26 protein-coding genes are annotated in these 24,021 nt (G+C 71.8%); 13 read left to right on the top strand and 13 right to left on the bottom strand.

Features of this window, described 5'->3' with window-relative positions:
• Positions 1–8: 8 nt before the first annotated feature.
• From AB0K34_RS13550 to AB0K34_RS13505, 10 genes are all read right to left on the bottom strand, one after another.
• The gene (locus AB0K34_RS13550) at positions 9–515 is read right to left on the bottom strand and encodes a hypothetical protein (protein WP_364548151.1); all 507 of its coding nucleotides are present in this window, start codon (positions 513–515) and stop codon (positions 9–11) included.
• A complete protein-coding gene (locus AB0K34_RS13545; protein WP_364548148.1) occupies positions 512–940 on the bottom strand; it encodes a hypothetical protein in 429 nt (142 codons plus the stop codon). The genes AB0K34_RS13550 and AB0K34_RS13545 overlap by 4 nt, the downstream gene beginning before the upstream one ends.
• Complete coding sequence (locus AB0K34_RS13540; protein WP_364548146.1) at positions 937–1,914, bottom strand: hypothetical protein; 978 nt, start codon at positions 1,912–1,914, stop codon at positions 937–939. Before AB0K34_RS13540 ends, AB0K34_RS13545 begins: the two co-directional genes overlap by 4 nt.
• A complete protein-coding gene (locus tag AB0K34_RS13535) occupies positions 1,907–2,761 on the bottom strand; it encodes a hypothetical protein (RefSeq protein ID WP_364548143.1) in 855 nt (284 codons plus the stop codon). The genes AB0K34_RS13540 and AB0K34_RS13535 overlap by 8 nt, the downstream gene beginning before the upstream one ends.
• The gene (locus AB0K34_RS13530; RefSeq protein ID WP_364548140.1) at positions 2,761–3,081 is read right to left on the bottom strand and encodes a hypothetical protein; all 321 of its coding nucleotides are present in this window, start codon (positions 3,079–3,081) and stop codon (positions 2,761–2,763) included. The genes AB0K34_RS13535 and AB0K34_RS13530 overlap by 1 nt, the downstream gene beginning before the upstream one ends.
• A 94-nt stretch (positions 3,082–3,175) precedes the next feature.
• On the bottom strand, positions 3,176–3,403 hold the full coding sequence (locus AB0K34_RS13525; protein WP_364548137.1) for a hypothetical protein: 228 nt from the start codon (positions 3,401–3,403) through the stop codon (positions 3,176–3,178).
• 112 nt (positions 3,404–3,515) lie between these two features.
• Positions 3,516–4,031 (bottom strand): hypothetical protein, encoded by a 516-nt coding sequence (locus AB0K34_RS13520; protein WP_364548134.1) that lies wholly within the window; start codon positions 4,029–4,031, stop codon positions 3,516–3,518.
• The gene (locus tag AB0K34_RS13515; RefSeq protein WP_364548131.1) at positions 4,024–4,590 is read right to left on the bottom strand and encodes a hypothetical protein; all 567 of its coding nucleotides are present in this window, start codon (positions 4,588–4,590) and stop codon (positions 4,024–4,026) included. The genes AB0K34_RS13520 and AB0K34_RS13515 overlap by 8 nt, the downstream gene beginning before the upstream one ends.
• On the bottom strand, positions 4,587–5,195 hold the full coding sequence (locus AB0K34_RS13510; protein ID WP_364548129.1) for a hypothetical protein: 609 nt from the start codon (positions 5,193–5,195) through the stop codon (positions 4,587–4,589). The genes AB0K34_RS13515 and AB0K34_RS13510 overlap by 4 nt, the downstream gene beginning before the upstream one ends.
• 282 nt (positions 5,196–5,477) lie before the next feature.
• Entirely contained in the window at positions 5,478–5,723 is a 246-nt protein-coding gene (locus AB0K34_RS13505) for a hypothetical protein (RefSeq protein ID WP_364548126.1), read from the bottom strand.
• Positions 5,724–5,947: 224 nt separating this feature from the next.
• Here AB0K34_RS13505 and AB0K34_RS13500 point away from each other — a divergent pair, with 224 nt between their 5' ends.
• Positions 5,948–6,478: a helix-turn-helix transcriptional regulator gene (locus tag AB0K34_RS13500; protein WP_364548123.1), complete on the top strand. Its 531-nt coding sequence runs from the start codon at positions 5,948–5,950 to the stop codon at positions 6,476–6,478.
• A gap of 185 nt (positions 6,479–6,663) precedes the next feature.
• Complete coding sequence (locus tag AB0K34_RS13495) at positions 6,664–7,623, top strand: hypothetical protein (protein WP_364548120.1); 960 nt, start codon at positions 6,664–6,666, stop codon at positions 7,621–7,623.
• Here the strand turns inward: AB0K34_RS13495 and AB0K34_RS13490 are convergent.
• From AB0K34_RS13490 to AB0K34_RS13480, 3 genes are read right to left on the bottom strand one after another with little or no spacing between them, the layout of a single operon-like run.
• Positions 7,606–9,210 (bottom strand): recombinase family protein, encoded by a 1,605-nt coding sequence (locus tag AB0K34_RS13490; RefSeq protein ID WP_364548117.1) that lies wholly within the window; start codon positions 9,208–9,210, stop codon positions 7,606–7,608. The two genes, AB0K34_RS13495 and AB0K34_RS13490, sit on opposite strands and share 18 nt — an antisense overlap.
• On the bottom strand, positions 9,207–10,553 hold the full coding sequence (locus tag AB0K34_RS13485; RefSeq protein ID WP_364548114.1) for a DUF2252 domain-containing protein: 1,347 nt from the start codon (positions 10,551–10,553) through the stop codon (positions 9,207–9,209). Before AB0K34_RS13485 ends, AB0K34_RS13490 begins: the two co-directional genes overlap by 4 nt.
• Before the next feature lie 52 nt (positions 10,554–10,605).
• On the bottom strand, positions 10,606–11,682 hold the full coding sequence (locus AB0K34_RS13480; protein ID WP_138640194.1) for a zinc-binding dehydrogenase: 1,077 nt from the start codon (positions 11,680–11,682) through the stop codon (positions 10,606–10,608).
• A 142-nt stretch (positions 11,683–11,824) separates the two neighbouring features.
• Between AB0K34_RS13480 and AB0K34_RS13475 the strand changes: the two genes are divergently transcribed.
• The 11 genes from AB0K34_RS13475 to AB0K34_RS13425 all read left to right on the top strand — a co-directional run.
• On the top strand, positions 11,825–13,219 hold the full coding sequence (locus tag AB0K34_RS13475; protein ID WP_138640193.1) for a lysine 2,3-aminomutase: 1,395 nt from the start codon (positions 11,825–11,827) through the stop codon (positions 13,217–13,219).
• Between the two features lie 91 nt (positions 13,220–13,310).
• Complete coding sequence (locus AB0K34_RS13470; RefSeq protein ID WP_301176302.1) at positions 13,311–14,480, top strand: cytochrome P450; 1,170 nt, start codon at positions 13,311–13,313, stop codon at positions 14,478–14,480.
• A gap of 62 nt (positions 14,481–14,542) precedes the next feature.
• Positions 14,543–15,634, top strand: a complete 1,092-nt coding sequence (locus AB0K34_RS13465) for a DUF3616 domain-containing protein (protein WP_138640191.1) — start codon at positions 14,543–14,545, stop codon at positions 15,632–15,634.
• 68 nt (positions 15,635–15,702) lie between these two features.
• Positions 15,703–16,914 (top strand): acyl-CoA dehydrogenase family protein, encoded by a 1,212-nt coding sequence (locus tag AB0K34_RS13460; protein WP_138640190.1) that lies wholly within the window; start codon positions 15,703–15,705, stop codon positions 16,912–16,914.
• Positions 16,915–17,095: 181 nt separating this feature from the next.
• Entirely contained in the window at positions 17,096–17,611 is a 516-nt protein-coding gene (locus tag AB0K34_RS13455; protein ID WP_356948770.1) for a DUF1707 and FHA domain-containing protein, read from the top strand.
• 133 nt (positions 17,612–17,744) lie between these two features.
• Positions 17,745–18,986, top strand: a complete 1,242-nt coding sequence (locus AB0K34_RS13450; RefSeq protein WP_301176301.1) for an ROK family transcriptional regulator — start codon at positions 17,745–17,747, stop codon at positions 18,984–18,986.
• 44 nt (positions 18,987–19,030) lie between these two features.
• Positions 19,031–20,347, top strand: coding sequence for an ABC transporter substrate-binding protein (locus AB0K34_RS13445; protein ID WP_364548106.1), 1,317 nt, complete (start codon positions 19,031–19,033; stop codon positions 20,345–20,347).
• Between the two features lie 3 nt (positions 20,348–20,350).
• A complete protein-coding gene (locus tag AB0K34_RS13440) occupies positions 20,351–21,328 on the top strand; it encodes a sugar ABC transporter permease (RefSeq protein ID WP_240808092.1) in 978 nt (325 codons plus the stop codon).
• Positions 21,325–22,155 carry a carbohydrate ABC transporter permease gene (locus AB0K34_RS13435; RefSeq protein WP_138638688.1) on the top strand — a complete coding sequence of 277 codons (831 nt, stop codon included), beginning with the start codon at positions 21,325–21,327 and terminating at the stop codon, positions 22,153–22,155. The genes AB0K34_RS13440 and AB0K34_RS13435 overlap by 4 nt, the downstream gene beginning before the upstream one ends.
• Complete coding sequence (locus AB0K34_RS13430) at positions 22,152–23,423, top strand: 6-phospho-beta-glucosidase (RefSeq protein WP_138638687.1); 1,272 nt, start codon at positions 22,152–22,154, stop codon at positions 23,421–23,423. Before AB0K34_RS13435 ends, AB0K34_RS13430 begins: the two co-directional genes overlap by 4 nt.
• On the top strand, positions 23,423–24,021 hold a 599-nt coding region (locus AB0K34_RS13425), incomplete at its 3' end, for a BadF/BadG/BcrA/BcrD ATPase family protein (RefSeq protein ID WP_364548101.1). The genes AB0K34_RS13430 and AB0K34_RS13425, both read left to right, overlap by 1 nt.

The raw sequence follows: 24,021 nt of genomic DNA, 5'->3' as shown, positions 1-24,021 counted from the left end.
ACGGGCGGTCATGACTCGCCGCCCTCGATGGCCGGCTGGACCAGCGATGCGATCAGTTCGGTGAGTTCACCGTTCTGCCACGCCTTCGCGACCTGCTCGGCAGCGTCGTCCGTCAGGATCGTCATCGCGTACGGGTCGCCCTCCTGCACCCGCAGGCCGGGGACCTCCTCCCCCGTGGCAGGGTCGGCGGTACTGCCCGTCGCGCGGGCGAACGCAACCATCCGGGCGGCAAAGTCCGGGTTAACGCGGGTGACGGTGACCTGCTCGACCGCATCGGGGTGGGTCGCCAGGACCCATTCCAGGAACGCGTCCTGGTTCACGATGTCGGCGGTGAGCTTGCCCTTCGCGAGCGTCACCGACCCGATCTTTGTGCCATCAGGGAGGACCGCAGAGTTACGGTCCTTGACCTGCCAGCCGTCCCGGATCTCGGCGTCGGCGTTCTTCTTCGCCTTCCCGATCCGTGTGGACAGCACCTTCAGCAGCGCGAACGTCAGCGCGGTGTCGTCCTTGCTCACCGTGTCCCCCTCCCCGACAGGTCGAAGGCTTGGCGGGCGAGGACACCGATGGAACGGAGAACCTCGATCTGGTCCTTGATCGCCCACACGTACGACTCGGCGTCTTCGCGCTGCACCTTCGCGGTCTTGTAGATCCACAGCTCGGTGTCGAGCTGGGTGTTGATCCATGCGTCGCGTTCAGCGACGGTGACGTCTCCGGAGGCGCGGCCCACGTTCGGGCAGGCGTCCGACAGCAGCAGCCGGTCCCGTTCCCGCTGCCAGGTCTTCTTGGCGTCCAGTTCCCGGTTCCGGGTGTCCTTCAGCGCCTGCTGGGCGCGGGCGATCTCGTTCGACAGCCGGTTCAGGAACCGCTCCACCTCGGCGGGGGTGAGGTGCGCGTCCGGCTCCAGGAACACGAACCCGCTGCCGTTCACCGGGCCGGTCATGCCGGCCTCGTCCCGACGTCGTGCTGCTTGTTCTTGATCGCGCGGAGCAGGCCGTTGCCCTCGTTGACGTCGAGCTTCCCGGCCTTGAACGCGGCCATCACCTCACCGTTCAGGTCAGCGAGGTCTTCGAGCGTGTCCGCTGCCTTCAGCCGCGCCGTGAACTCGTCGGCCGCCGTCACCGGGCGGGGCGCCTGCCGCTCTTCCGGGGGCGGGGCGGGGCGTTCGGCCTCGGCCTGCTCCACCTCCTGGAGCCGGGCCGTGCCCAGCTGCCACACCTCGTCGTAGTGGTCCTGCTCGCAGAACCCGCCCTGCACCTTCGCCTCGAGCTCGTTGCCGAGGGTCCGGAGCTCCTCCGTGCTTGTGGCCTTGGCGATGCGAGACTTGATGCTCTCCAGCCACCGCGCGTTGGTGCGCTGCTCGGCCGGCGGCTGGGACTGGGGCGCGTCGCCGGTGTCGGTTTCCTTCCGCCACATGTCCAGGCCCACACCGAACCGCATCCCGGCGTTCCGCAGCCCATCACCGATCGCGACCTTCACCGCGTCCGGGCCGCGCTTCCCGCCGCCGTCGCCGTACCCGAGACGGGTGGTGCCGGCGATGGTGACGCGCATCCAGAAGCCACCGTTGGAGTCCATCTGCGGCGGGGCAGCGTCCATGACCTGCTTGACGATGTCCGGGTTGCCGGTCTCGATCGCGGCTCGGAGCAGGTCCTTGTCGACCTCGCGAGCAACCGGTTCCCAGCCCCAGCCGGGGTCGACCTCCAGGAACCGGTCGGTAATGTCGGCGTGCCCGACGTAGTCAATGTGGGTGTGCTGGACCGACAGCCAGTTCCCGCAGATGCGACAGCGTTCCTTGCGGTGGTTGTCGCAGTTCTTGGTGCGTGAGTCGCGGCACGCGCCGCACGTCAGCTTCGGCAGCTTCCCGATCTTCTCCGCCGGGAACGGTTCGCGAAGCTGCCTGGCGATGTCCTCATCCATGAACAGCGACCTCCTCCAGCTCGTCCTCGTCGCCCAGGGGAAGCGGGTCAGAGGTGTCGGTGCTCGCGGCGTCCTCGCCGTCGGTGGCGGGGGTGTCGTCGTCCTCGGTCTCGGTGCCGGGCTCGTCGTCCGCCGGGGCGTCAGGGTCCGCGGACCGCTCTCCGGCGGGCTCGTCCGCGACAGCGACCGGGTCCGGAGTTGCGGCATGGTCAGGGCCGGTGGGCTCCTCAACCGGGTCGCCATCCGGGGAGGTGCGGGGGTCTTCCATGTCGTCGGTGATCGCGGGGAACGTCTGCGTCTCGTCCAGGACGCAGCGACGCACTCCTTCCTCGATCGGCAGGACCGGGTCCGCCGGCGGCTCAGCGGCCGGCAGAGCGAGCTGCTGCGGTTCGGGGGTGATGTCCGCCCACACCGTCACCTGCACGCCGTCCACGGCACGGGACACCCGCATGTGCAGCCGGTCGTCGACCTGCTCCTGCACGAACGCGGCAGCCATCTCGGCGGCGTAGGCGAGGACGACGTTGCGGGCGGCGTCCGGGACCAGGCCCGGGTCAACCTGAGCGGTCGCACGGCCGGGCTCGTATCGCCAGTCGAGCGGGTACAGGCCGTCCGCTCCGGGCGGGAACAGCCACCCGATCAGCGTGCGGGCCTGCTCCGACGACACCACCCGAACCGGGGTCGGTTCCGATGCCCGCTCGACGGCAGGTTCCGGGGCGGGCGGCGACACCAGCGGCGCGGCAGTCAGGTCATGCCGGGCGCGGCCGATCCCGATCTGCCGCCACAGCGGCGTCCGCGCCGCGTGCTTCCCCCGGCGGGTCGGGGACTTCGGCAGGGTGAGCAGAGCCATCAGGCCACCTCCAGGTGGGGCGGAAGGGAGGGAGCTTCAGCAGCAGCGATCGCGGCGCGGGCACTGGCGATGTAGGCGCCCATCGCGTTGTCGTCGGGGTGCAGGGATGCCAGCCGGTCCAGGTAGGCGGAGAAGGCCGCCCGCGTTTCGGGGGTGGCGGTCAGGTCAGCGAACCGGTCGGCGACCATCGCGGTCCCGGTCGGCACCGACGCGGCCTCCGCGGCCTGCTCCTCGGCGAGGATGTGCGCGGCAGCCTCGCCGTAGAGGGCGCGGAGTCGCTGCCCGGTGCGGATCTCAGCGGGCGACAGGGCGGCGGTCACCTGGCCACCGCCCTACGGCGGAGGTTCAACAGCCACTCGTAGGCGGCCATCACCCGGTCCGCGATCGCGTGCCGGCGGTTCTCGTACCGGATGCTCACACCGCACCCCCTGCGATGGGGGCGGGGTGCCAGCCGGTGCCGTCATCGCTGACGAGGCGGGCGTCAGTGTTGCCGCAGAACAGCAGCCCCCGCAGGAACCTGCGTGCGGTCTGCTCGTCCACTGAGACGGTCACGTGGTCCGGGGACGGGGAACCCTCGAACTCCACACCCCACCGGACGGTGGGCTTCGGCGCGGTGGTGGGCTTGGACAAGGTGACAGTCATCGAGGCTCACCGCCGTCCCACAGGTCCGTGTCCATGGGTGCGCGGACACACAGGACGACGAACACGGCGGTGCAGAGGACGAAGAAGCCGATGATTCCGGCGATGAGATGACTCACTGGTCACCCTCCGTCCCGTCCGGGGCGGATGCGTCTCGCAGCTCGTAGGCGAGCGTCCTGGATTCGCTGGGCGACAGGTCGGCGTCGAGGTCGGCGCGGCGTATGAGGTAGGCGGCGGCCTTGCGCAGTTCCCCGGCGAGACGGGCCTGCTCGGCCGTGAGCTTCTCGATGCCGCGCGGGATCTGGTCGTAGGCGTCCATGCCCTCATCGGCGGCGCCGGGCATCAGGGCCAGCAGCATGGTGAAGAACTCGTCGACCGCGTTCATGGACTGCTGGTAGGTGTCGTGCCAGTGCTTCGCGCCGTGGCCGACGGACCGGTCGGCCTCCAGCTCGGCGCGAAGCCGCTCGGCCTCGGCGCGGGCGGTCCGCAAGAGGTAGTCGAGCGCCTCGCGGGCGTCGTCCCACTCGGTCTCGCGGTTCTGCAGGTCATCGAGGATCGCGCCCGCGTCGCCGAGGTCGATCAGCCGCTTGATCTCGCGGCGGGACGAGTGGTCCCAGTAGGTGTCAGCCATCGGCCTGGTCTCCGTCCTGCTCGCCCAGGGCAGACCGGAAGATCCCGGCGTCTCGGCAGACCTCGCAGCCGGGCTCAGCGTGATTGGGGTGCTTGGAGCAGAACACCTTCGGGTTGCCGCGCCTGAGTAGCCCGGCCAGGACGCGTACCTGCTCGGCGAGGCGGACCTGCTCGGCGCGGGCCTCGTCTGCCGTCTGGCGTGCCCGCTGCATCTCCGCGACCAGCTCACCGTGACGGGCACGCTCCTCAGCCAGCTCCGCGCGGATCTGCCCTGCCTCGATGCGGGCCTCGTCGCGCTCGCCCTCCAGCGTGATCGCCTCGCCCTGCAGAGCCTCGTAGTTCTTCAGGACCGTGGCCAGCTTGGTGCGGAGCCGCTCGACCTCGGCCAGCAGCGCGGGCACGTCCTTGGATGCGCGGGACAGCGCATGGAACAGCTGACCCGGCGTGCGGGTGTTGGTGACGGTCAGGCGGTGGCTGGCGGCGTCCACCCCGTCCCATGCCCGCCGAATCTCGGCGATCCGCTCGTCGCTCATCGGCTCGGGGGTCATCAGGGCGCTCACGACGCCACCGCCACACGCTCACGAGCGGCGTCGTACAGGCCGATGCCCCACTGGATCGCGTGGCAAGCCCACAGGTACTGCCAGGTGTAGTCGCGGAAGTTCCACTCCCACACCTCGTCGAAGCGCCAGCCCTTGTACTCGAAACGCTCAAGCTCGCCCCGAGCGCCGTCCTCCCAGGTGGTGTCGCCCCACTCGAACAGATTCCGGATCGCGCGTCCGATGCCCTTCGGGGCCTCGCGGTCGAGGATCGCCTGGGCGACGTGCTCCTTCACCTGCTGCTCGAACAGCTCCGAGCTGTAGTCCCGAACGCTGTCGCGACCGTCCGGCAGCTTCTCCGCCCAGTAGTCCGGGTTGATCTGGGACCCCCGGAAGAACTCGAACATGTCCGTGATGCGGGCGAACATGAAGCCGCCCATGTCGCCCTTGAAGGCGAGGTTGCCCGGCCAGGTGATCAGGTCGAACCAGTAGAAGCCGGTGCCGGGCTTCTGGAAGCGCAGGTGCCGGTACAGGCCGTCATCGTGCAGGACGGTCAGCTTGTGCTCGGCGACGTCCGGCAGGAACCTGTGAACGTCGTAGTCGGGGTAGCTCGGGTTACTCTTCTCCATAGCCGGGCCGACTTCCTTTCCTCTTCGTTGTGACTGGTGGTCGGGTTCGGTCAGGGCTCCTTCGCCGGGCGCAATCCGGTCGTAGGGGCCCGCTCTGCTATGCGGCCTCCCGCTCATCGCGGGCAGGCGCGAGACACCCGCCCATGAGCTGACGGAGCCGCAGGTACACGTCATCGGCCGGGGACAGTTCGGGGGCGGAGTCGGCGGCCCGCTGCGCGGCAGCCCAGATCCGGGCATCCGCGTCAGACATCCCAGGCGTCCACCACACGGGGCGCTGGCCGCTCATGCCGCTTCCTCAGCAGAGTCGACGACCTCGAAGAAGTCCTCGAAGGTCTTCTCCGGGAACTTCAGGAGGACCGCTGCGATGAACGCGGGCCCCGGCGGCTGGGGCTGCGTCGATCGGAGGAGCCGGCACACGGTTGCCGGGGAGGTGCCGACACCTTGAGCGATTTCCCTGTAGGTAGCCCAACCGCGGGCCTCCGCCGCGTCCTTGATCGCGGCAGTCTTCAGTCTGATCGCCGGGGGCATCGGACCTTGTCCTGTCGTTGCGAGCACACAACTAGGCTAGTTGCGTTCCAGCAACGAAACAAGAGCCTTGCCAAGATCCTTCAGAAACCCCGTGCTTTCACTGGTCGATCCGTACTGTTCGCCCACCAGTTCGAAGACAAACACCCGACGATCAAGGCATCTACCTGCGAAGTTCCAACCGTGAAACGTGCTTGCGCGCGAGCACGTAAGCTACGCTGACCCCCATGGCCGACGAGACCCCTCTCGCACTCTGGCTCCGCACAGAGATGCCACGCCGCGGCTACCCCATCGAAGGACCACGCGCCGGCGGCATCACCCGCCTCGCAGACGACGCCGGAATCTCCCGCGCCAGCATGTCCCGCATCGTCGCCGGCCGCGCCGACGCCTCCATCGAGGCACTCCGCAAAATCGGGCAAGTCCTCGGCTACACCCTCGGTGACATGCTCGTCTACGCCGGGTACGCCGAACCCGACGACCTCAACGTCATCGTCATCACCTCTACCGCCTCCGACGACACCGCGATCCCGCCGGCGGCAGTCCCTCCCACCGTCAGCCTCCCCGACCTGGAACCCTGGGAGCGGCACATCTGGCTCGCCCCAGACCTGACCACCCCGGAGAAGGAGGTCGCGATCCTCCTCATCCGGCTACGCCGCGGCACCCTCAACGACGATGCCGGGCTGCTGCGCCTCTACCATGCGCTAGGCAAGGTGGTAGAACACCGCCTAGGGATCGAGGATCCACCACAAGCGGTATGAGACGGCCTCCGTTTCAGCCGTCCGCACCCCCGTGAAAACACGGATAGTGAAGTAACAACTACATTACTCCGACGCTGCATTGCCAACCCGACACCATCCTGTAGCGTCTCATCACTACGGGGACCTGGCACACGCGCACAACTGCGCAACACGCGCAGCACAACGCACAGCGGAGGTGTGCCTGCATGTCCATCAGCGTCGATGACATCAGCATCCTGGATGCCCTCACTCGCTTGGACGCCGACGCCGCCCACTCAGGCGCACCAGTTGCCTACATCCACGCCATACGCACCGGCGCACCCGGCTCCCGCCACCGCATCACCGTCAACGGCGCACCAGCCCACATCACCATCGGCACCCCCGCCGGGGAGTCCGGACCGCCACGCGACGCAGCCGACTCCTTCACCCGTCTCCGCAACGCCATGCAGGCCGCCACCATCGACGGCATCCAACCGCAACTCCCACCCGAAATCAGCATGGTCACCTGGCGCCACAACGACCAGGAACTCCGCATCTGCGCACCCGGCGCAGCGCCCACCCTCCGCCGTGCCCGTGAACGCGTCCGCCGCCGCCTCACGGCGCTGTCCCCGCTGCCGCTCCTCGGCACCCTCACCCAGCCCCTCACAGGGTCCGCCACCGCCGTAGGGATCGCGCTCGCCCCCGTCGTGCCGCCCATGCACACCACCCCGCCGCCGGCGCCGGTGGTGCGGGAGCTCGGCGGTGAGATCGCCCGGCCGGAGCTGCCGTACATGCTGGGCCTGCACGTCACCGCTCCGGCCGCCCCGCGGTTCGCCCCCATCAAGCCGCCGGACGAGGCCACAGCCCCCGACAGCAGCCCCCGACCAACCGCCGACCCCGCCCCGCCGAACAGGGCCCCCGCCGCCACCCCCACGACAGGCACGTCCACTAGCCCCGCCCCGACGGGCAGCCCCCTGCCAGAAGCGTCCTCCATCAGTCCGGCGCCGGCCCCGCCGCAGACAGACCCGACCGCCGGAACGCCCCTCGACGTGCCTCAAAACCCGCCCTCGATCAGCAGCCCCGCCCCCGCGGCCCGCACCGCCCCCAGCACCAGCCACACGCCCCGAGGGCACGGCTACGGGCACCGGCACGGCAAGCACAAGCGCCCGTCACACAGACGCCACTGACCCGCCCGCACCCTCACCGGAGTCCTGGTGGCTGTTCGGCTGCCGCCACACAATCCGCACCGACTCATCCGGCTCATACCGCTTCCGCCCATGCAGCGGCAGAATCTCGATCTTCTCCGTGAGCGCCTGAATAATCTCCCGGCGCTGCGGGATCGATCGGCGTTCCCACTCCGCCGTCACCTGCTCCAACGTCCCCCCAACGAAGTCACGCAGCACCGGAGCCACCCGCGTCTCCTTCATCTTCCGCCGCGCCGCCTCGATCTGCGGGACCAGCCGACCCTCCAACTGCTCCAAGCTGTCCAGAGACAGAGTGAACTTCGCCGCCCGCTCCCGCGCGTCGTCCAGCAGCGTCTCCTTCTCCACGACCTCCCGGTTCAACGCGGCCAGCCGCTCATCCGCGCGCTCATCCTGACGCAGCAGCTCCGTCAGATCCGGACGGGACAGACGCAACAACATGCTCCGCTCCACGAACGCGTCCACATGGTCCACGCGCCTCGACACGCAGTAGCCCGTGGTCGAACCGAACCCCGTCCGGTTATCCGGGGCACACACGTACGTGGGTCTGGCGGTCGGGCCCATCCTGCGGACCACCCGCCCACACACGCCACACACCGCCAGACCAGCCAGCAGCCGCCGCACCGCACCGACCCGATGAGCATCCCGCCCAGCCCGCGTGAACCGCGAGACGCACGCTTGGAACTGCTCATGCGGCACCAGCGGCCCCCACACCGCCTGCACCCCTTCCAGCACCTGCCCGCGATGCACCCGCAACCCCACATACGCCGGGTTCATTGCGATCCCCCGCACGGTCGCGTACCGCCAGCCGTGCTTGCCCTTACGCGGTGTGGGGATGCCCCGCCGGTTCAGGTCCACGGTCATTCCCCGCAGAGAATCCCCCGACGACAGCCGCTCGAAGATCTCCCGCACCACACCCGCGGCCGTGTACACGTGCTCGTTGCCGTCGCAGTCGACAGTGACGTGTTCCTCCTCGTCGAACACCACCTTGACGAGCTTGCGTTTCCCGTTCGGCGCGACCTCGTAGATCCGCTTGTACCCGTACAGCATCCGCCCGGCCGGCAACCCCTTCTTCGCGGCTTTCCTCTTGTCGCGCCTCACCCGCTCCGACGTCTTCGCCGAGTCGTCGTGGCTGTCCATGCCTTCTTCGGCGAGGGTCTTGTAATCACGGCGCTTACGTGGATCGTACGTCCGGTCGTGGGAAGTGATGTGGATCAGGACACCTAGGTCGACGCACTGGTCGAGGAACCCGATCCAGTGGGCCAGGCGGCGGTCCCCACGCGACGGCTCCCACAGCACCACGATGTGGAACCGGCCCGTGGCGAGATCCTTGAGGAGCCGTTCCCAGTCCTCGCGTTCCTTCCGGCCGAACCACGAGGCGGACTTGTCGTTGTCGCAGTACGTCTCGCCGACCTCCCAGCCGGCGGCGTCGCAGTGCTCCTGGTTCTCGTCGTCTTGCTCTTCTACGGACCGTTGGTCGCCGCGGTCGTCGTTGCTGACTCGGGAGTACAGCGCAGCAACCAGCGGCGTCCCGGCCTTCAGCGCGGCGTGGGCGAGTCCGTCTGTGGTCACGATCCCCAAACTAGCGCCAAAGGGCCTTGACGAGAACGGAACGCGTCGACGAAGTAGGTGTGGTCGTCGCGGACGATCTCGGCGTACCGGGTGCCGAACGCGACCATCGCCTCGACGAACGCCGACTCGTCCGGGCCGATCACCGCGTTGATGGCGTCCTCGACCTGGAAGCCGACGAGGGTGTGGTCGGAGTCGGTGTCGGACACGCAGTGCACCTTGGCGGTGGCGCGGCCGAGGTCGTCCAGCACCGAGAGCATGTCCTCGGGCTCGGTGAGGCCGCCCCAGTCGAGGTCCTCCTCGTAGGGGGACAGCTCCTGCACGACGTAGCCGACGCCGCCGATCCGGGTGTGGCCGAGCCACGGGTCGCTGTTGGCCTGCAGCGCGCGGCGCGACACGGCGGTGCGGTGCCCGTGGTGCTGGAAGTAGGCGCGGATGCGCTCGTCGTGGACGACGCGGCTCGGCGCGGCGACGTTGCCCTGCTTCATCGACAGGACGACGTCGTTCTCCAGCGCCTGGGTGTTGCCCTCGACCAGGATGTTGTAGGCCGACAGGCCGGCCGAGCCGATGCCGAACCCGGACGCGCCGACGATGTCCTTGACCTGGTAGGTGAGGCTGCCGAACCGCTTCTCGGCGGGGATCGTGGTCAGGTACTCCTGGTAGGCGGCCTCGACCTCGGCGCGCTCGGCGTCGCCGAGGCGGCGGACGCCGGGCCGGTCCCTGAAGCGGCGCTCGGCGCCGTCGACGACCGTCATCTCCGCCAGCAGCCCGATGCGGGTGCCGCCCATCGCGGCGACGAGCACGTCCCGGACGTAGCCGTCGGTGGTGTCGAGGGTCAGCGCGAACTTCTCGTCGCCCTCGTGCTCGGCGAACCTGCGGACCTGGTCGACGTAGGCGCGCACGTAGGTCTCGATGAGCCGGCGGATGTCGGCGTCGGAGATCGCCTTCTGCCAGGCCAGCAGCGCCAGGCTCGCGACGAGCCGCTTGACGTCCCAGGTGAAGTGGCCGACGTAGGCCTCGTCGTAGTCGTTGACGTCGAAGACGAACACGCCGTCGTCGTTCATGTAGGTGCCGAAGTTCTGGGCGTGCAGGTCGCCCTGGATCCATACGCGGGAGGTGCGCTCGTCGGCCCACGGGTCGTCGTCGCCGGCGATGTCGGCGTAGAACAGGCAGGCGCTGCCCCGGTAGAACGCGAACGGGTCGGAGGCCATCTTGCGGAAGCGGCGGCGGAACTCGGCGGGGCTGCGCTCCATCAGGTCCGAGAACGCGTCGACCAGGACGTCGACGATCTGCGCCCGGCGCTCCTTGGGGTCGCGCCCGCGCAGCTCCTCGGTGATGCTCGCCATTCTCTCTCCCTCGATGATCGGGTGAGCCCCGCCGCTGCCGGGGCGTTCCCGGTCATTGTGCCGAATCCGGACCCGTCCGGGAGGTGAACAGCGCGCGCACCGCCGGTTCCGTCCGGACCAGGTCAAGGGCGGTCTCGGCGTGCCCGGGGACGTACCCGTTCCCGATGAGCATCGTGACGTCGGCGGCGAGGCCCTCGGCGCCGAGCGCGGCGGCCGGGAAGGAGGTCGCCATGGAGAAGAACACGACGGTGCCGCCGGACGCGGTGGCGAGGATCGCGCCGTGCTCGCAGCCGGGGACGTCCACGCACACGACGGTGACGTCGACCGGCTCGCCGATGGCGGCGGCGACGGCGACGGGGTCGCGGGCGTCGGCGCGCACGACGGTGTCGGCGAGCCCGGACGCGGTGAGGCGCTCCTCCTCCTCGGCGGTGGGCACGAGCCCGATCACGCGGGCCGCGCCGGCGCGGCGCGCGGCGGCCAGCGCCAGGCAGCCGGACTTGCCGGCGGCGCCGAGCACCGCGACCGCCGGGGCGCTGCGGGCGGCGACGACCCGGGCGGTGAGGGCGGGGGCGCCGCAGACGTCCATGACGGCGAGCGCGAGCGGGACCGGCAGGTCGCCGGGCAGGACGGCGGCTATGGAGCGGGCGAACAGGATCGCGTGGCCGCGGGCGGGCACCTGCTCCGACAGCCCGTCCCAGCCGGCGAGGCCGTCGGTGACGGCGAGGGGGGTGAGGGTGAGGGAGACGAGGGTGGCGACGCGGTCGCCGGGCTCCAGGCCGAGCGGCGACTCCGGGCCTGCCTCCTCGACGACGCCGACGAGCATGCCGCCCGACCCGGTGACGGGGTTGTGCATCTTGCCGCGCTCGCCGATGATCCGCAGCACCTCGGCGCGGATCGCGGCGGGGTCGCCGCCGTGCGCGGTGTGCAGCTGCCGGTAGGACGCGGCGTCCAGGTTGAGCCGCTCGACGCCGATGCGGACCTCGTCGGGCCGGATCCGCGGGTCGGTGTCGAGGCGGTGCGCCGCCTGCGGCAGCACGCCCGCGGGCTCCAGCACCCGGTGCAGCCCCACCGCCGTGCCGCCGCCCGTGCCCGTGCCCCCGCCCGTGAGGGCCGTCCCGCCGTCGGTCATCGCCGTCCCGCCTCTCTTCCGAAAACGCCCGGTGTAGCGCAAGATGTTCAGGGCACCACTAGTTTCGACGAAAGTCTTCCCGTAACGTCGGGCCCATACAAGAGTTTTGCGCGATCAATGTGAGGCTAGGAGGCGGTCGACGATGACCACTGCCCTGCACCCGGACGCGGCCGCGGCCGGCGCCCGCGCGTCCGACGGGACCGCACGCCAGCCGTACGCCTACCGGCGCCGGCCCCTGGAGGAGCCCGACTGGCGGCGCCTGCCCGGCTGGCGGGACGTCACCGAGGACGAGTGGGAGTCGGCGCAGTGGCAGCGGGCCCACTGCGTGAAGAACGTGCGGCAGCTCCGCCAGCTCATGGGGGACCGGCTGGACGAGTCGTTCTACGCCGACCTGGAGCGCGACCAGGCCGAGCGCGCGACGATGTCGATGCTGCTGCCGCCGCAGATGCTCAACACGATGGACTCCTCCTCCACCGACGCCTTCTACGCCGACCCCGTGCGGCGCTACATGCTCCCGGTGTTCAGCGACCGGCGCACCGACTGGCCGTCGCACCCGCTGGCGACCCGCGACTCGCTGCACGAGGCCGAGATGTGGGCGGTCGAGGGCCTCACCCACCGCTACCCCACCAAGGTGCTGGCCGAGCTCCTGCCGACCTGCCCGCAGTACTGCGGGCACTGCACCCGCATGGACCTCGTCGGCAACTCCACGCCGAACGTCGACAAGCACAAGTTCACGATCAAGCCGCCGGACCGGCTCGGCGCGATGCTCGACTACCTGCGCCGCACCCCCGGCGTCCGCGACGTGGTCGTGTCCGGCGGCGACGTCGCCAACATGCCCTGGCCGCGGCTGGAGTCGTTCGTCGCGTCCCTGATGGAGATCGACAGCATCCGCGACATCCGGCTGGCCAGCAAGGCGCTCATGGGCCTGCCGCAGCACTGGCTGCAGGACGACGTCCGCGCCGGCATGGAGCGGCTGGCCGCCACCGCGCACCGGCGCGGCGTGCAGATCGCGATCCACACCCACGTCAACGCCGCCCAGTCGGTGACGCCGCTGGTCGCCCGGGCGGCCCGCGCGATGCTCGACACCGGCATCCGCGACGTCCGCAACCAGGGCGTGCTGCTGCGGGGCGTCAACGACACGCCGGAGGCGCTGCTCGACCTGTCGTTCGCGCTGCTCGACGAGGCCGGGATCATGCCGTACTACCTGTACATGTGCGACATGATCCCGCACAGCGAGCACTGGCGGCTCGCCGTCTGGGAGGCGCAGGAGCTGCAGCACGCGATCATGGGCTACCTGCCCGGCTTCGCCACCCCGCGCATCGTCTGCGACGTCCCCTACGTCGGCAAGCGGTGGGTGCACCAGCTCGCCGACTACGACCGCGAGCGCGGCGTCTCCTACTGGACGAAGAACTACCGCACCGGCCTGGAGCTGTCCGACCCGGACGCGCTGACCCGCCGCTACGAGTACTACGACCCGATCGACACCCTGCCCGAGGCGGGCCGGGCGTGGTGGCGGGAACGCTCCACCGCCGCGTGAGGTGCCGCGACCGCGTGAGGTGCCGCGACGCGCGACCAACCCGGCGCCTTTACGTTGTAGATCATAAGCGCCGGGCCGTATCCTCGGACGGATGACCACCGTGCCGGCCGCCGCCGACCTGACCGCCGCCGACCTGGCGGACGCCCCCTACCCGCACCTCGCGCGGCTGCGGGAGCGCGACCCCGTCGCCCTCGTCCCCGCCCTGGGCGGCCGGCTGGTGACCTCCCGCGAGCTGGCCCTGCGGGTGCTGCGCGACGCCGCGACCTTCACCGTGGACGACCCGCGCTTCTCCACCGCGCAGGTCGTCGGGCCCAGCATGCTGTCACTGGACGGCCCCGCCCACACCCGGCACCGCGACCCGTTCGCGCGGCCGTTCCGCCCGGCGCGGACCCGCGAGCGGTTCACCGCGTTCGTCGAGGCCGAGGCGGCCCGGCTGGTGGACGGTCTCGCCCCGGACGGGCGGGCCGAGCTGCGCGGCGCGCTCGCCGGGCCGCTGGCCGTCGCGGTCGTCACCGAGGCGCTCGGCCTGGAGGGCGTGGACGCGGCGACCGTCCGGTCCTGGTACGGGGCGTTCGTGGACGCGGTGTCGGCCATCACCGCGGGCGGCACCGCCCCGATGGCCGCGGCCGAGGCGTACCGGCTGCTCACCGCGGCCGTCGAGGAGGCGATCACCGCGTCCCGGCCCGGGTCGCTGCTGGCCGAGGCCGCCCGCGACGAGGCCGGGCTCGCCACGGCCGAGGTCGTGGCGAACGCGGCGATCCTGATGTTCGGCGGCATCGACACCACCGAGGGCATGATCGCCAACGCGGCGCTGCACCTGCTCGGGCACCCCGTGCAGCTCCGGCTCGTCCTGGACGACCCGGCCCTGCTCCCCGCGGCGATCGAGGAGTCGCTGCGGCTGGAGCCCGCCGCGGCCGTCGTCGACCGGTACGCCGTCCGCGACACCGAACTCGGCGGGACGGCGATCCGCGCGGGCGAGCTGGTGCGGGTGTCGATCACCGCCGCCAACCGCGACCCGGCGGTCTTCCCCGACCCCGACCGCTTCGACGTGCGGCGCGCCAACGCCGCCGAGCACCTGGCGTTCGCGCACGGCCCGCACTTCTGCTTCGGCGCCCACCTGGCCAGGCTGGAGACCCGGACGGCGCTCGGCGCGCTGCTCGGGCGGCTGCCGGGGCTGCGCCTGGACCCCGGCCGCCCGGCCCGCCCGCACGGGCTGGTGTTCCGCAAGCCGCCGCGGCTGGACGTCCGCTGGGACCGCTGAAGGCCAGTTCAGGCCCCTTTTCCCCGGCATGAAGGGCCGCCGGATATGGGAGCATGTCGCCCATGATCGTGGAACGCCGGGTCGAACTCCGGTTCGGAGCGGAAAGCCGGGAAGCCGGGACGCACACCAACCTGTCCGCCGTACGGCAGGACGGCCGCTGCCTGTGGGTGGCGGGCGACGAGACCGCCACCATCGAGCGGCTCACCGCCGTGCTGGACGGCGACGGCCGCGTGACCGGCTACGACGGGCAGGCCACGGTCGCGCTCGCCGACCTGGTGCCGCTGCCCGCCGGCCCCGACGAGGAGGCCGACATCGAGGGCCTGGCGCGGGCCAACGGCTGGCTGTGGGCCATCGGGTCGCACAGCCTCAAGCGCAAGAAGGTCAAGCCGGGGCAGAGCGCGGCGAAGGCCCGCAAGCGGCTGGCCACCGTCGTCCGCGAGGACAACCGCTTCATCCTGGCGCGCCTCCCCCTGGTCACCGGCGAGGACGGGCTGCCCGCCGTCGTCCGCGAGGACGGCGGCCGCACCGCCGCCGTGCTCGGGCTGGACAAGGACTCCCTCACCGACCTGCTGGAGGACGACCCCCACCTCGCGCCGTTCCTGGGCATCCCGAGCAAGGACAACGGCATCGACATCGAGGGCATCGCCGCGCACGGCGACCGGCTCTACATCGGGCTGCGCGGCCCGGTGCTGCGCGGCTGGGCGGTGCTGGTGGAGATCCGCCCCGGCACCGACCCCCGCGACCCGCGCAAGCTGCGCCCGCTGCCCCTCGGCGACGGCGACGGGGACGAAGACGGCGACGGGGACCTGTACCGGACGCACTTCCTCGACCTCGGCGGCCTCGGCATCCGGGACCTGTGCCCGCACGGCGACGACCTCCTCGTCCTCACCGGGCCGAGCATGGACCTCGACGGCCCCGTGCGGGTCGTGCGCTGGCGTGGCGCGGCCCGCGCGGACGCCGCCGGGATCGTCCCGGCCGAGGAGCTGGAGACGCTGGGCGACCTGCCCTACGGCGACGGCGACGACCACGCCGAGGGCATCGCCGTGCTGGACGAGCCCGGCACCCGCGTCCTGGTCGTCTACGACAGCCCGGCCCCCGCACGCCTCACCGCGGGCGGCGGCGTCCTCGCCGACGTGGTCGCGCTACCCGAATAAGCGCTCGCTTGCCTCATCTGCTTGGATGGCCCTGCAACCGGCAGGAGTCGAAGGGGCAGGACGAGAGCATGATCGAGTGGTCCGAGGAAGACCTGATGATCCGGGACGCGGTGCGCGGCTGGATCGACGCCGAGGTCCGGCCCAACCTGGACGCGCTGGAGTCGGGCGAGCTGCCGCCCTACGACCTGCTCCGCGGTCTGTACAAGACGTTCGGGATGGACGAGATGGCGCGCTCGTCCTTCCACGCCCGCATCGCCAAGGAGCGTGCGGGCGAGGCGCGGGAGTCCGGCGAGGAGGACCGGCCCGGCGGCGGGAGCGCCGCGATGACGATGATCCCGGTCATCGAGCTGTGCAAGGTCGCGCCCGGCCTGGTGTCGGCGATGGGGGTCGGGCTCGGCCTCGCCGCCGGGACGATCATGAAGCGCGGCACCCCCGAGCAGAAGGAGCGCTGGGCGCTGCCGCTGCTCACCATGGAGAAGGTCGGCGCCTGGGCGATTACCGAGCCCAACTCCGGCTCGGACGCCTTCGGCGGCATGCAGGCCACCGCCAGGAAGGTCGGCGACGAGTACGTCATCAACGGCAGCAAGACCTTCATCACCAACGGCCCCTACGCCGACACCATCGTCTTCTACTGCAAGCTCGACGACGGGCGGGAGGCGCGCGACCGGGAGATCCTGACGTTCGTCCTCGACCGGGGCATGGAGGGCCTGGAGCAGAGCAAGCCGCTGCGCAAGATGGGCCTGCACTCCTCCCCCACCGGCGAGCTGTTCCTCAACGACGTCCGCGCCGGCGCCGACCGCCTGCTCACCTCCGGCTCGCAGGGCGGCAAGGAGTCGGCCAAGCAGAACTTCGTCACCGAGCGCGCCGGCGTCGCCGCGATGGCGCTCGGCGTCATCGAGGAGTGCCTGAAGCTGTCGGTCGAGTACGCCAAGACCCGCGAGCTGTGGGGGCAGCGGATCGGCGACTTCCAGCTCATCCAGCTGAAGCTGGCCAAGATGGAGGTCGCGCGGCTCAACGTCCAGAACCTGGTGTTCCGGCACATCGAGATGCAGCGGGCCGGGCGGCCGATGACGCTCGCCGAGGCGTCCGCGATGAAGCTGTACGCCGCGCAGGCCGCCAGCGAGGTCGCGCAGGAGGCGGTGCAGCTGTTCGGCGGCAACGGCTACATGAGCGAGTACCGCGTCGAGCAGCTCGCCCGCGACGCCAAGTCGTTCCAGATCTACGCGGGCACCGACGAGATCCAGGTGACGCACATCGCCCGCGACCTGCTGTCGCGCTGACCCCGCGCGTCCGGCACCGGAAAGACGGCGCCCGCCGCGAACTTCCGCGGCGGGCCGGCCATCGAAAAGGTGGGGGGCGGGTGAGGGCGATCGCCCGTCCCCCTGGGCCGACGGCCCTTTCTGGACAGCCGACGATGGGGACTGGATACTCACAGCCATGGACGGTCAGGGCTCATTCCCGGTGAGAGCGTCCGACACGCAGCGGGACCGGGCCCTGCGCGTCCTGAGCGACCGCGTGGCCGAGGGCCGGATGTCGGACGAGACGTTCGAGCGCCGCGTCGACCAGGTGCTGCGGGCGCGCAGCCAGGCCGAGCTGGCCGACATCGTGCACGACCTCCCCCCGCAGAACCGCGTCATCGACCGGCTGACCGGGCTCGTGTCGTCGGTGTCGCAGGTGACCGCGCGGATCGAGGCGGCCTGGCGGGCGCCGCGGCTGCCGCGGTTCATGCTGCCGCCCGCGGAGCTGAAGCGGATCGTCGTCGGCCGCGCCCCCGCCTGCCAGTTCATCCTCACCGACCTCACCGTCTCGCGGTTCCACGCCGAGATCTACCGGGCCGGGGACGGCTGGATGATCTCCGACCTCGGGTCGATGAACGGCACCCGGGTGAACGGCTGGCGGCTGACCGGCCCGGTCCGGCTGCGGCCCGGCGACGAGGTCGGGTTCGGCAACGCCAGCTTCGTCGCCACCGCCCCCTGACACCCCCGCTCCCCGCCCCTCCCCGCCCCTCCCTCTCTTCCGTCCGGGACCGGCCGGGGTCTTGACGTCTTCGTTAAGAGTCCTTACTTTCTCTCTCCAAGTTAGGAAACCTTCTTAACTCGGAGGAGCCGCCGTGCCCAGCCCGTCCGTCCCGGGGACCCCCAGCCTGCTGCGGGCCATCAACGACCGCGCCGCACTGGAGGCGCTGCTCGCCCGGGGCCCGCTGACCCGGCCGCAGATCTCCGACCTCACCGGGCTGTCCAAGCCGACCTCCTCGCAGCTGCTCGCCCGGCTGGAGGCGGCCGGACTCGTCGTCCGGGACGGGATCCGGGAGGGCCTGCCCGGCCGCACCGCCGAGCTGTACCGGATCAACGGCGCCGCCGCCCACGTCGCCGGCGTCGACGTCACCCCGGCGCGGATCCGGGCCTCCGTCGCCGACCTGGCCGGGACCGTCGTCGGCGAGCACACCCTCGCCACCCCCGCGCGCACCGGCGTGGACGCCGTCGCCCGCACCGCCGAGGCGCTCGACGGCGCCGCCGCCGCGGCCGGGCTGGCCCGCACGGCGCTGGCCCGCGCCGTCATCGGCATCCAGGGCGCCGTCGACCCCGCCACCGGGCGGCTCGGCTACGCCGCGCACATCCCCGGCTGGCACATCCCCGACCTCGTCGCCGTGCTCGGCCGCGGCCTCGGCGTGCCCGTGGCCGTCGAGAACGACGTCAACCTCGCCGCGCTGGCCGAGCAGGCCCGCGGCCAGGCGGCGCCGGAGGCGGGCGGCGCCCGCGACTTCGTGCTGCTGTGGGTCGCCGACGGCGTCGGCATGGCCGTCGTGCTCAACGGCGCGCTGCACCGCGGCGCGACCGGCGGCGCCGGCGAGATCGGCTACATGCCCGCCGTGGGCGCCCCGCTGATGCGCGGCGTCCGCCGCACCCACACCGGCGGCGTGCACAGCCTCACCGGCGGCAGCGCCGTGCTGAAGCTGATGCGCGAGCACGGCTTCCGCGGACGCGACGCCGCCACCGCGCTCGGCCGCGCCGCCGCCGACGTCGAGACGGGCCCCGCCACCGGCAAGCGCACCGCCAGCGACGCGGGCGCGCGCGCGGAACGCGCCCTCACCGAACTCGCGACCCGTCTCGGCGCCACCCTCGCCACCGTCGTGGCCGTCATCGACCCCGCACTCGTCGTCCTCACCGGCGACGTCCTGCGCGCCGGAGGGGAACCGCTCCGCGCGCGCGTCGAACAGCACCTGCACAGCCTGACGATCCCGCGTCCCCGGGTGCGGCTCAGCACCGTCGAGGGCAACCCCGTCCTGGCCGGGGCGCTCCAGCAGGCACTCACGGAGACCCGAGACGAGGTCTTCTCCACCACCGTCCCCTGACCCCCCGTACCGCACGCCCTCCCCCACCCCCAAGGAGGACCGCAGTGCCCACCACCATCCCACGCCGCCTCACCGCAGCCTTCGCCGCCGTGTTCCTCGCCGCCGGCTGCACCGCCGGCGGCGATTCCTCCAGCGGCCCCGGGGCCGAAGCGAAGCAGACCATCGAGGTCTGGCACGGCTGGAGCGCCCCGCACGAGGTCAAGGCGTTCGAGGACGCCGTCGCCGGCTTCAACAAGGCCCACCCCAACATCACCGTCAAACTCGTCAAGGGCCAGACCGACGACCGCATCACCAACGCCATCCGCGGCGGCAACCCGCCCGACGTCGTGTCGTCCTTCACCACCGACAGCGTCGGCCAGTGGTGCCAGAGCGGCGCCTGGCAGAACCTCGCCCCCTACATCGCCAAGTCCAAGCTGGACCTGAACCAGTTCCCCAAGGCCGTGCAGCAGTACACCCAGTACAAGGGCGTCCGGTGCGCGATGCCGCTGCTGGCCGACGCCTACGGGCTCTACTACAACAAGAAGCTGATGAAGGGCGAGCAGCCGCCCAAGACGATGAGCGAGCTGACCGCGCTGGCCAAGAAGCTCACCGTCCGCGCCCCCGACGGCACCATCAAGGTCGCCGGGTTCATGCCGTCCGCCCAGTACTACGAGCACCAGACCCAGCACCTCGCGCCCCAGTTCGGCGTGACGTGGCTGACCCCCGGCGGCACGTCGAACTTCGCCGCCGACCCCGCCGTCACCGCCTACCTGGAGTGGAGCAAGAGCCTCCTCGACTGGTACGGCTACGACAACGTCAAGAAGTTCCTGCGCTCGATGGGCCAGGAGTTCGAGTCGTCCAACCCCTTCCAGAAGGGGAAGGTCGCGATGGCCGTCGACGGCGAGTGGCGCACCAAGTTCATCCAGGAGGAGGCGCCGGGGCTCGACTACGGCACCGCGCCCGCGCCCGTCTCCGACGACCGCGCCGCCGGCTACGGCGGCGGGTTCCTCACCGGCACCGTCGTCGGCATCCCGCGCGGCGCCGAGCACGCGCAGGCCGCCTGGGAGTTCGTGCGGTACCTCACGACCGACACCGGCGCGCTCGTCACGTTCGCCAACGCGCTCGGCAACGTGCCGTCCACGATCCCGGCGCTGTCGTCGCCGCAGCTGAGGCTGCCGGAGCAGTTCCGCACGTTCCTCGACGTGTTCAAGAACCCCAACAGCACCACGGCCCCGCCGACGGCGAACGGCAACGACTACATCGTGCGGTTCCAGAAGTTCGTCCAGGACGAGTGGGAGCCCGGCAAGGTCCGCGACCTGCCCGCCGCGCTCAAGCGGCTCGACGGCGAGGTCGACGGGTCCCTCAAGCTCGCCGGGGGCTGACCCGTGGCCCCCGGCTCGCTGCGCCTCCCGCTCCCGGGGGCGCGGACCGGGACGGCGGCGGCGCGGGCGCGCCGCCGCCGGCGCCTCCGCGTCCTGGCGTTCCTGTCCCCCTGGCTGGCGGGGTTCGGGCTGTTCTTCGCCTACCCGCTCGCCGCCACCGTCTACTTCTCCTTCACCCGCTACGACCTGTTCACCCTGGAGTACACCGGCCTCGACAACTACGCCTACCTGCTGCACGACAGGGAGGCGTGGACCGCGATGCGGAACACGCTGTGGCTTGTGGCCGTCCTCGTCCCCCTGCGGGTGCTGTTCGGGCTCGGCGTCGCCCAGCTCCTCACCCGGATCAGGCGCGGCGGGAACCTGCTGCGCGCCGTCCTCTACCTGCCGTACCTGATCCCGCCGGTGTCGGCCACGGTCGCGTTCGTGTTCCTGCTCAACCCCGGCACCGGCCCCTTCCCAGCCCTCACCGAGCGGCTCGGGTTCACCCTGCCGGACTTCTTCAACGACGCCGCCTGGGCCAAGCCCGGCCTCACGCTGCTCGCCCTGTGGGCGGTCGGCGACGTGATGATCATCATGCTGGCGGCGCTGCTGAACGTGCCCGCGTCGCTGTACGAGGCCGCCGCCATCGACGGCGCCGGCGCCTGGTCGCGGTTCCGGCACATCACGCTGCCGTCCATCTCCCCCGTGCTGGCGTTCTCCGCCGTCACCGGCGTCATCGAGGCGCTGCAGTACTTCACCCAGCCGATGGTGGCGGGCAAGGTCGCCTCCGGGCGCGCCGACCTGCCCGGCACCCAGTACGCGCCCGGCTACCCCGACGGATCCACGCTGACGTTCCCGCAGTGGCTCTACGACCAGGGGTTCCGGCAGTTCAACATGGGCTACGCGTGCGTGCTCGCGCTGGTCATGTTCGCCACCGCGATGGTGTTCACGCTCTTCCTGCTGCGCCGGTTCCGCGCGTTCACCGGGGAGGAGGCCGGATGACCCGCGGAGGCCGGGCGCGCCGCGTCCTGCAGTGGGTCGCCGTGCACGCCGTCGCCGTCGCGCTCGCCGTGATGTTCCTGGCGCCGCCGGCGTTCATGCTGCTGACCGCGGTGATGTCCGACCGGCAGGCGCTCAGCGGCGACCTGTGGCCGGACGGCTGGCACCTCGCGAACTTCGCCGACGTGTTCAGCGGCGACATGGTCCGCTGGACGGTCAACAGCACCGTGTACGCGGCCCTGTCGACGGTGTTCATGCTGGTGTCCAGCGTCCCGGTGGCGTACGCGCTGGCGCGGTTCCGGTTCCGCGGCCGCAACGCCGCGTTCGTCGTGGTGATCGCGGCGATGATGCTGCCGCCGCAGGTCACCATGGTGCCGCTGTACATCGTGTGGGCGCGGCTCGGGCTCACCGGCACGCTGTGGCCGCTGATCATCCCGCAGCTGTTCGGCGACGCGTTCTCCATCTTCCTGCTGCGCCAGTTCCTCGTGACGATCCCCCGCGAGTACGCCGACGCCGCCCGCGTGGACGGCTGCGGGGAGCTGCGCACGATGCTGCGGGTCGTGCTGCCGATGGCGAAGCCGGCACTGGCGGCGGTCGCGCTGTTCCAGTTCTTCTACTGCTGGAACGACTACTTCCGGCCGCTGGTGTACGCCGACCCCGACCACTGGACGCTCGCGATCGGCGTCGCCACGTTCCGCGCCGCCCACCACGTGGAGTGGAACCTCACCATGGCGGCGACGCTGCTGACGATCCTGCCGGTGCTCGTGGTGTTCATGCTCGCCCAGCGGGTGTTCATCCAGGGTGTGACGTTGACGGGAGTGAAGGGTTGAAGCTGACGGTCATCGGGGGCGGGTCCACCTACACCCCCGAACTGGTCGAGGGGATCGCGGTGGCGCACGCGGCGCTGCCGGTGTCGGAGCTGGTGCTCGCCGACCCCGACGCGCGGCGGCTGGAGCTCGTCGGCGGCCTCACGCGGCGGATGCTGGCCCGCGCCGGGCATCCGGCGCGGGTCGTCACCGCCGAGGTCGCCGCCGCCGGCGACCTCGACGCGGCGGTGGCGGACGCGGCGGTCGTCCTGCTGCAGCTGCGGGTCGGCGGGCAGGCCGCCCGGCACGTCGACGAGACGCTGCCGCTGGCGTGCGGCTGCGTCGGGCAGGAGACGACCGGCGCCGGCGGCCTGGCCAAGGCGCTGCGCACCGTCCCGGTCGTGCTGGACATCGCCGCGCGCGTCGCCGCCCGCGCCCCCGACGCGTGGATCATCGACTTCACCAACCCGGTCGGCATCGTCACCCGCGCGCTGCTGGACGCCGGGCACCGCGCCGTCGGGCTGTGCAACGTCGCGATCGGGTTCCAGCGGCGCGCTGCGGCGCTGCTCGGCGTCGAGCCCGGCCGGATCGGCCTCGGCCACGCCGGGCTGAACCACCTCACCTGGGTGCGGTCGGTGCGGCGGGACGGGCGGGAGGTCCTGCCGGAGCTGCTCGACCGGCACCCGGACGCGCTCGCCGCGATCTCCGGGCTGCCCGCGCCGTTCCTGCGCGGTCTCGGCGCCGTCCCGTCCTACTACCTGCGCTACTTCTACGACCACGACCGCGTGGTCGAGGAGCAGCGCGGCGCGCGGTCGCGGGCCGAGGAGGTCGCGGCGCTCGAGCGCGACCTCCTCGCCCAGTACGCCGACCCGAAGCTGGACGCCAAGCCCGCCCGGCTCGCCGAGCGCGGCGGCGCGTTCTACTCCGAGGCCGCGGTGCGGCTCGCGGTGTCGCTGCTGGCCGGGCGCGGCGACGTGCAGGTCGTCAACGTCCGCAACCACGGGACGCTGCCGTTCCTGGACGACCGCGCCGTCATCGAGGTGCCGGCGCGGATCACCGCGTCCGGCGCGGTGCCGCTGCCCGTCCCGGCCGTCGAGCCGCTGTTCGCGGGGCTGATCGCGCACGTGTCGGGCTACGAGGAGCTGGCCCTGGACGCGGCGCTGCGCGGCGGCGTCGACCGGGTCGCGGCCGCGCTGCTCGCGCACCCCCTCGTCGGGCAGCGCGAGCCGGCCGAGCGGCTCGCCCGCGACCTGGTCGCCGCCAACCGCGCGCACCTGCCGTGGGCGGCGTGATGGCCGCCCGCGGCGGCCATCGCGCCCCGGGCGTGCTCGTCGCCGTGGACGGCGGCAACAGCAAGACCGACGCGGCGGTGCTGGGCGCCGGCGGGGAGCTGCTCGCCACCGCGCGCGGCGGCGGGTTCCACCCGCAGGCGGGCGGGCTCGACGCGGCGCTGGACGCGCTGGACGCGGTGGTCGCCGCCGCGCTGCGCGACGCGGGCGCCCGCCCCGGCGACGTCGCGCACCTCGCCGCCTACATGGCCAACGTCGACCTGCCGGACGAGGAGGAGCGGCTGGAGAAGCTGCTGCTGGCCCGCGGCGCCGCGCCGGGCGTCACGGTCGGCAACGACACGTTCGCGCTGCTGCGCACGGCCGCCACCGAGGGGTGGGGCGTCGCCGTGGTGTGCGGGGCCGGGATCAACTGCGCGGGCGTCGCCCCGGACGGCCGCACCGCCCGGTTCCCCTCCCTCGGCGACCACACCGGCGACTGGGGCGGCGGCGCCGCGCTCGGCCGGGCATCGACTCCTGCTCGGCGACCCAGCTGGCCAGGAGGCGCAGCTTCTCCGCTTCTCCGCGGAGTCGCCGCCGGGTTCGGCGCCGTAGGCGACCACGG

This window comes from Actinomadura sp. NPDC049382, from assembly GCF_040677125.1.
Classification (GTDB): Bacteria; Actinomycetota; Actinomycetes; order Streptosporangiales; family Streptosporangiaceae; genus Spirillospora; species Spirillospora geliboluensis.
The sequence above is the reverse complement of the archived record's forward strand: the minus strand, read 5'-3'. Positions and strand labels throughout refer to the sequence as shown.

What these genes read in the sequence shown, in the direction of transcription:
- AB0K34_RS13545 (WP_364548148.1), bottom strand. Translation starts at nt 940, where the DNA reads ATGACCGGCCCGGTGAACGGCAGCGGGTTCGTGTTCCTGGAGCCGGAC.
- AB0K34_RS13540 (WP_364548146.1), bottom strand. Translation starts at nt 1,914, where the DNA reads ATGGATGAGGACATCGCCAGGCAGCTTCGCGAACCGTTCCCGGCGGAG.
- AB0K34_RS13535 (WP_364548143.1), bottom strand. Translation starts at nt 2,761, where the DNA reads ATGGCTCTGCTCACCCTGCCGAAGTCCCCGACCCGCCGGGGGAAGCAC.
- AB0K34_RS13525 (WP_364548137.1), bottom strand. Translation starts at nt 3,403, where the DNA reads ATGACTGTCACCTTGTCCAAGCCCACCACCGCGCCGAAGCCCACCGTC.
- AB0K34_RS13520 (WP_364548134.1), bottom strand. Translation starts at nt 4,031, where the DNA reads ATGGCTGACACCTACTGGGACCACTCGTCCCGCCGCGAGATCAAGCGG.
- AB0K34_RS13510 (WP_364548129.1), bottom strand. Translation starts at nt 5,195, where the DNA reads ATGGAGAAGAGTAACCCGAGCTACCCCGACTACGACGTTCACAGGTTC.
- AB0K34_RS13505 (WP_364548126.1), bottom strand. Translation starts at nt 5,723, where the DNA reads ATGCCCCCGGCGATCAGACTGAAGACTGCCGCGATCAAGGACGCGGCG.
- AB0K34_RS13500 (WP_364548123.1), top strand. Translation starts at nt 5,948, where the DNA reads ATGGCCGACGAGACCCCTCTCGCACTCTGGCTCCGCACAGAGATGCCA.
- AB0K34_RS13495 (WP_364548120.1), top strand. Translation starts at nt 6,664, where the DNA reads ATGTCCATCAGCGTCGATGACATCAGCATCCTGGATGCCCTCACTCGC.
- AB0K34_RS13485 (WP_364548114.1), bottom strand. Translation starts at nt 10,553, where the DNA reads ATGGCGAGCATCACCGAGGAGCTGCGCGGGCGCGACCCCAAGGAGCGC.
- AB0K34_RS13480 (WP_138640194.1), bottom strand. Translation starts at nt 11,682, where the DNA reads ATGACCGACGGCGGGACGGCCCTCACGGGCGGGGGCACGGGCACGGGC.
- AB0K34_RS13475 (WP_138640193.1), top strand. Translation starts at nt 11,825, where the DNA reads ATGACCACTGCCCTGCACCCGGACGCGGCCGCGGCCGGCGCCCGCGCG.
- AB0K34_RS13470 (WP_301176302.1), top strand. Translation starts at nt 13,311, where the DNA reads ATGACCACCGTGCCGGCCGCCGCCGACCTGACCGCCGCCGACCTGGCG.
- AB0K34_RS13465 (WP_138640191.1), top strand. Translation starts at nt 14,543, where the DNA reads ATGATCGTGGAACGCCGGGTCGAACTCCGGTTCGGAGCGGAAAGCCGG.
- AB0K34_RS13460 (WP_138640190.1), top strand. Translation starts at nt 15,703, where the DNA reads ATGATCGAGTGGTCCGAGGAAGACCTGATGATCCGGGACGCGGTGCGC.
- AB0K34_RS13435 (WP_138638688.1), top strand. Translation starts at nt 21,325, where the DNA reads ATGACCCGCGGAGGCCGGGCGCGCCGCGTCCTGCAGTGGGTCGCCGTG.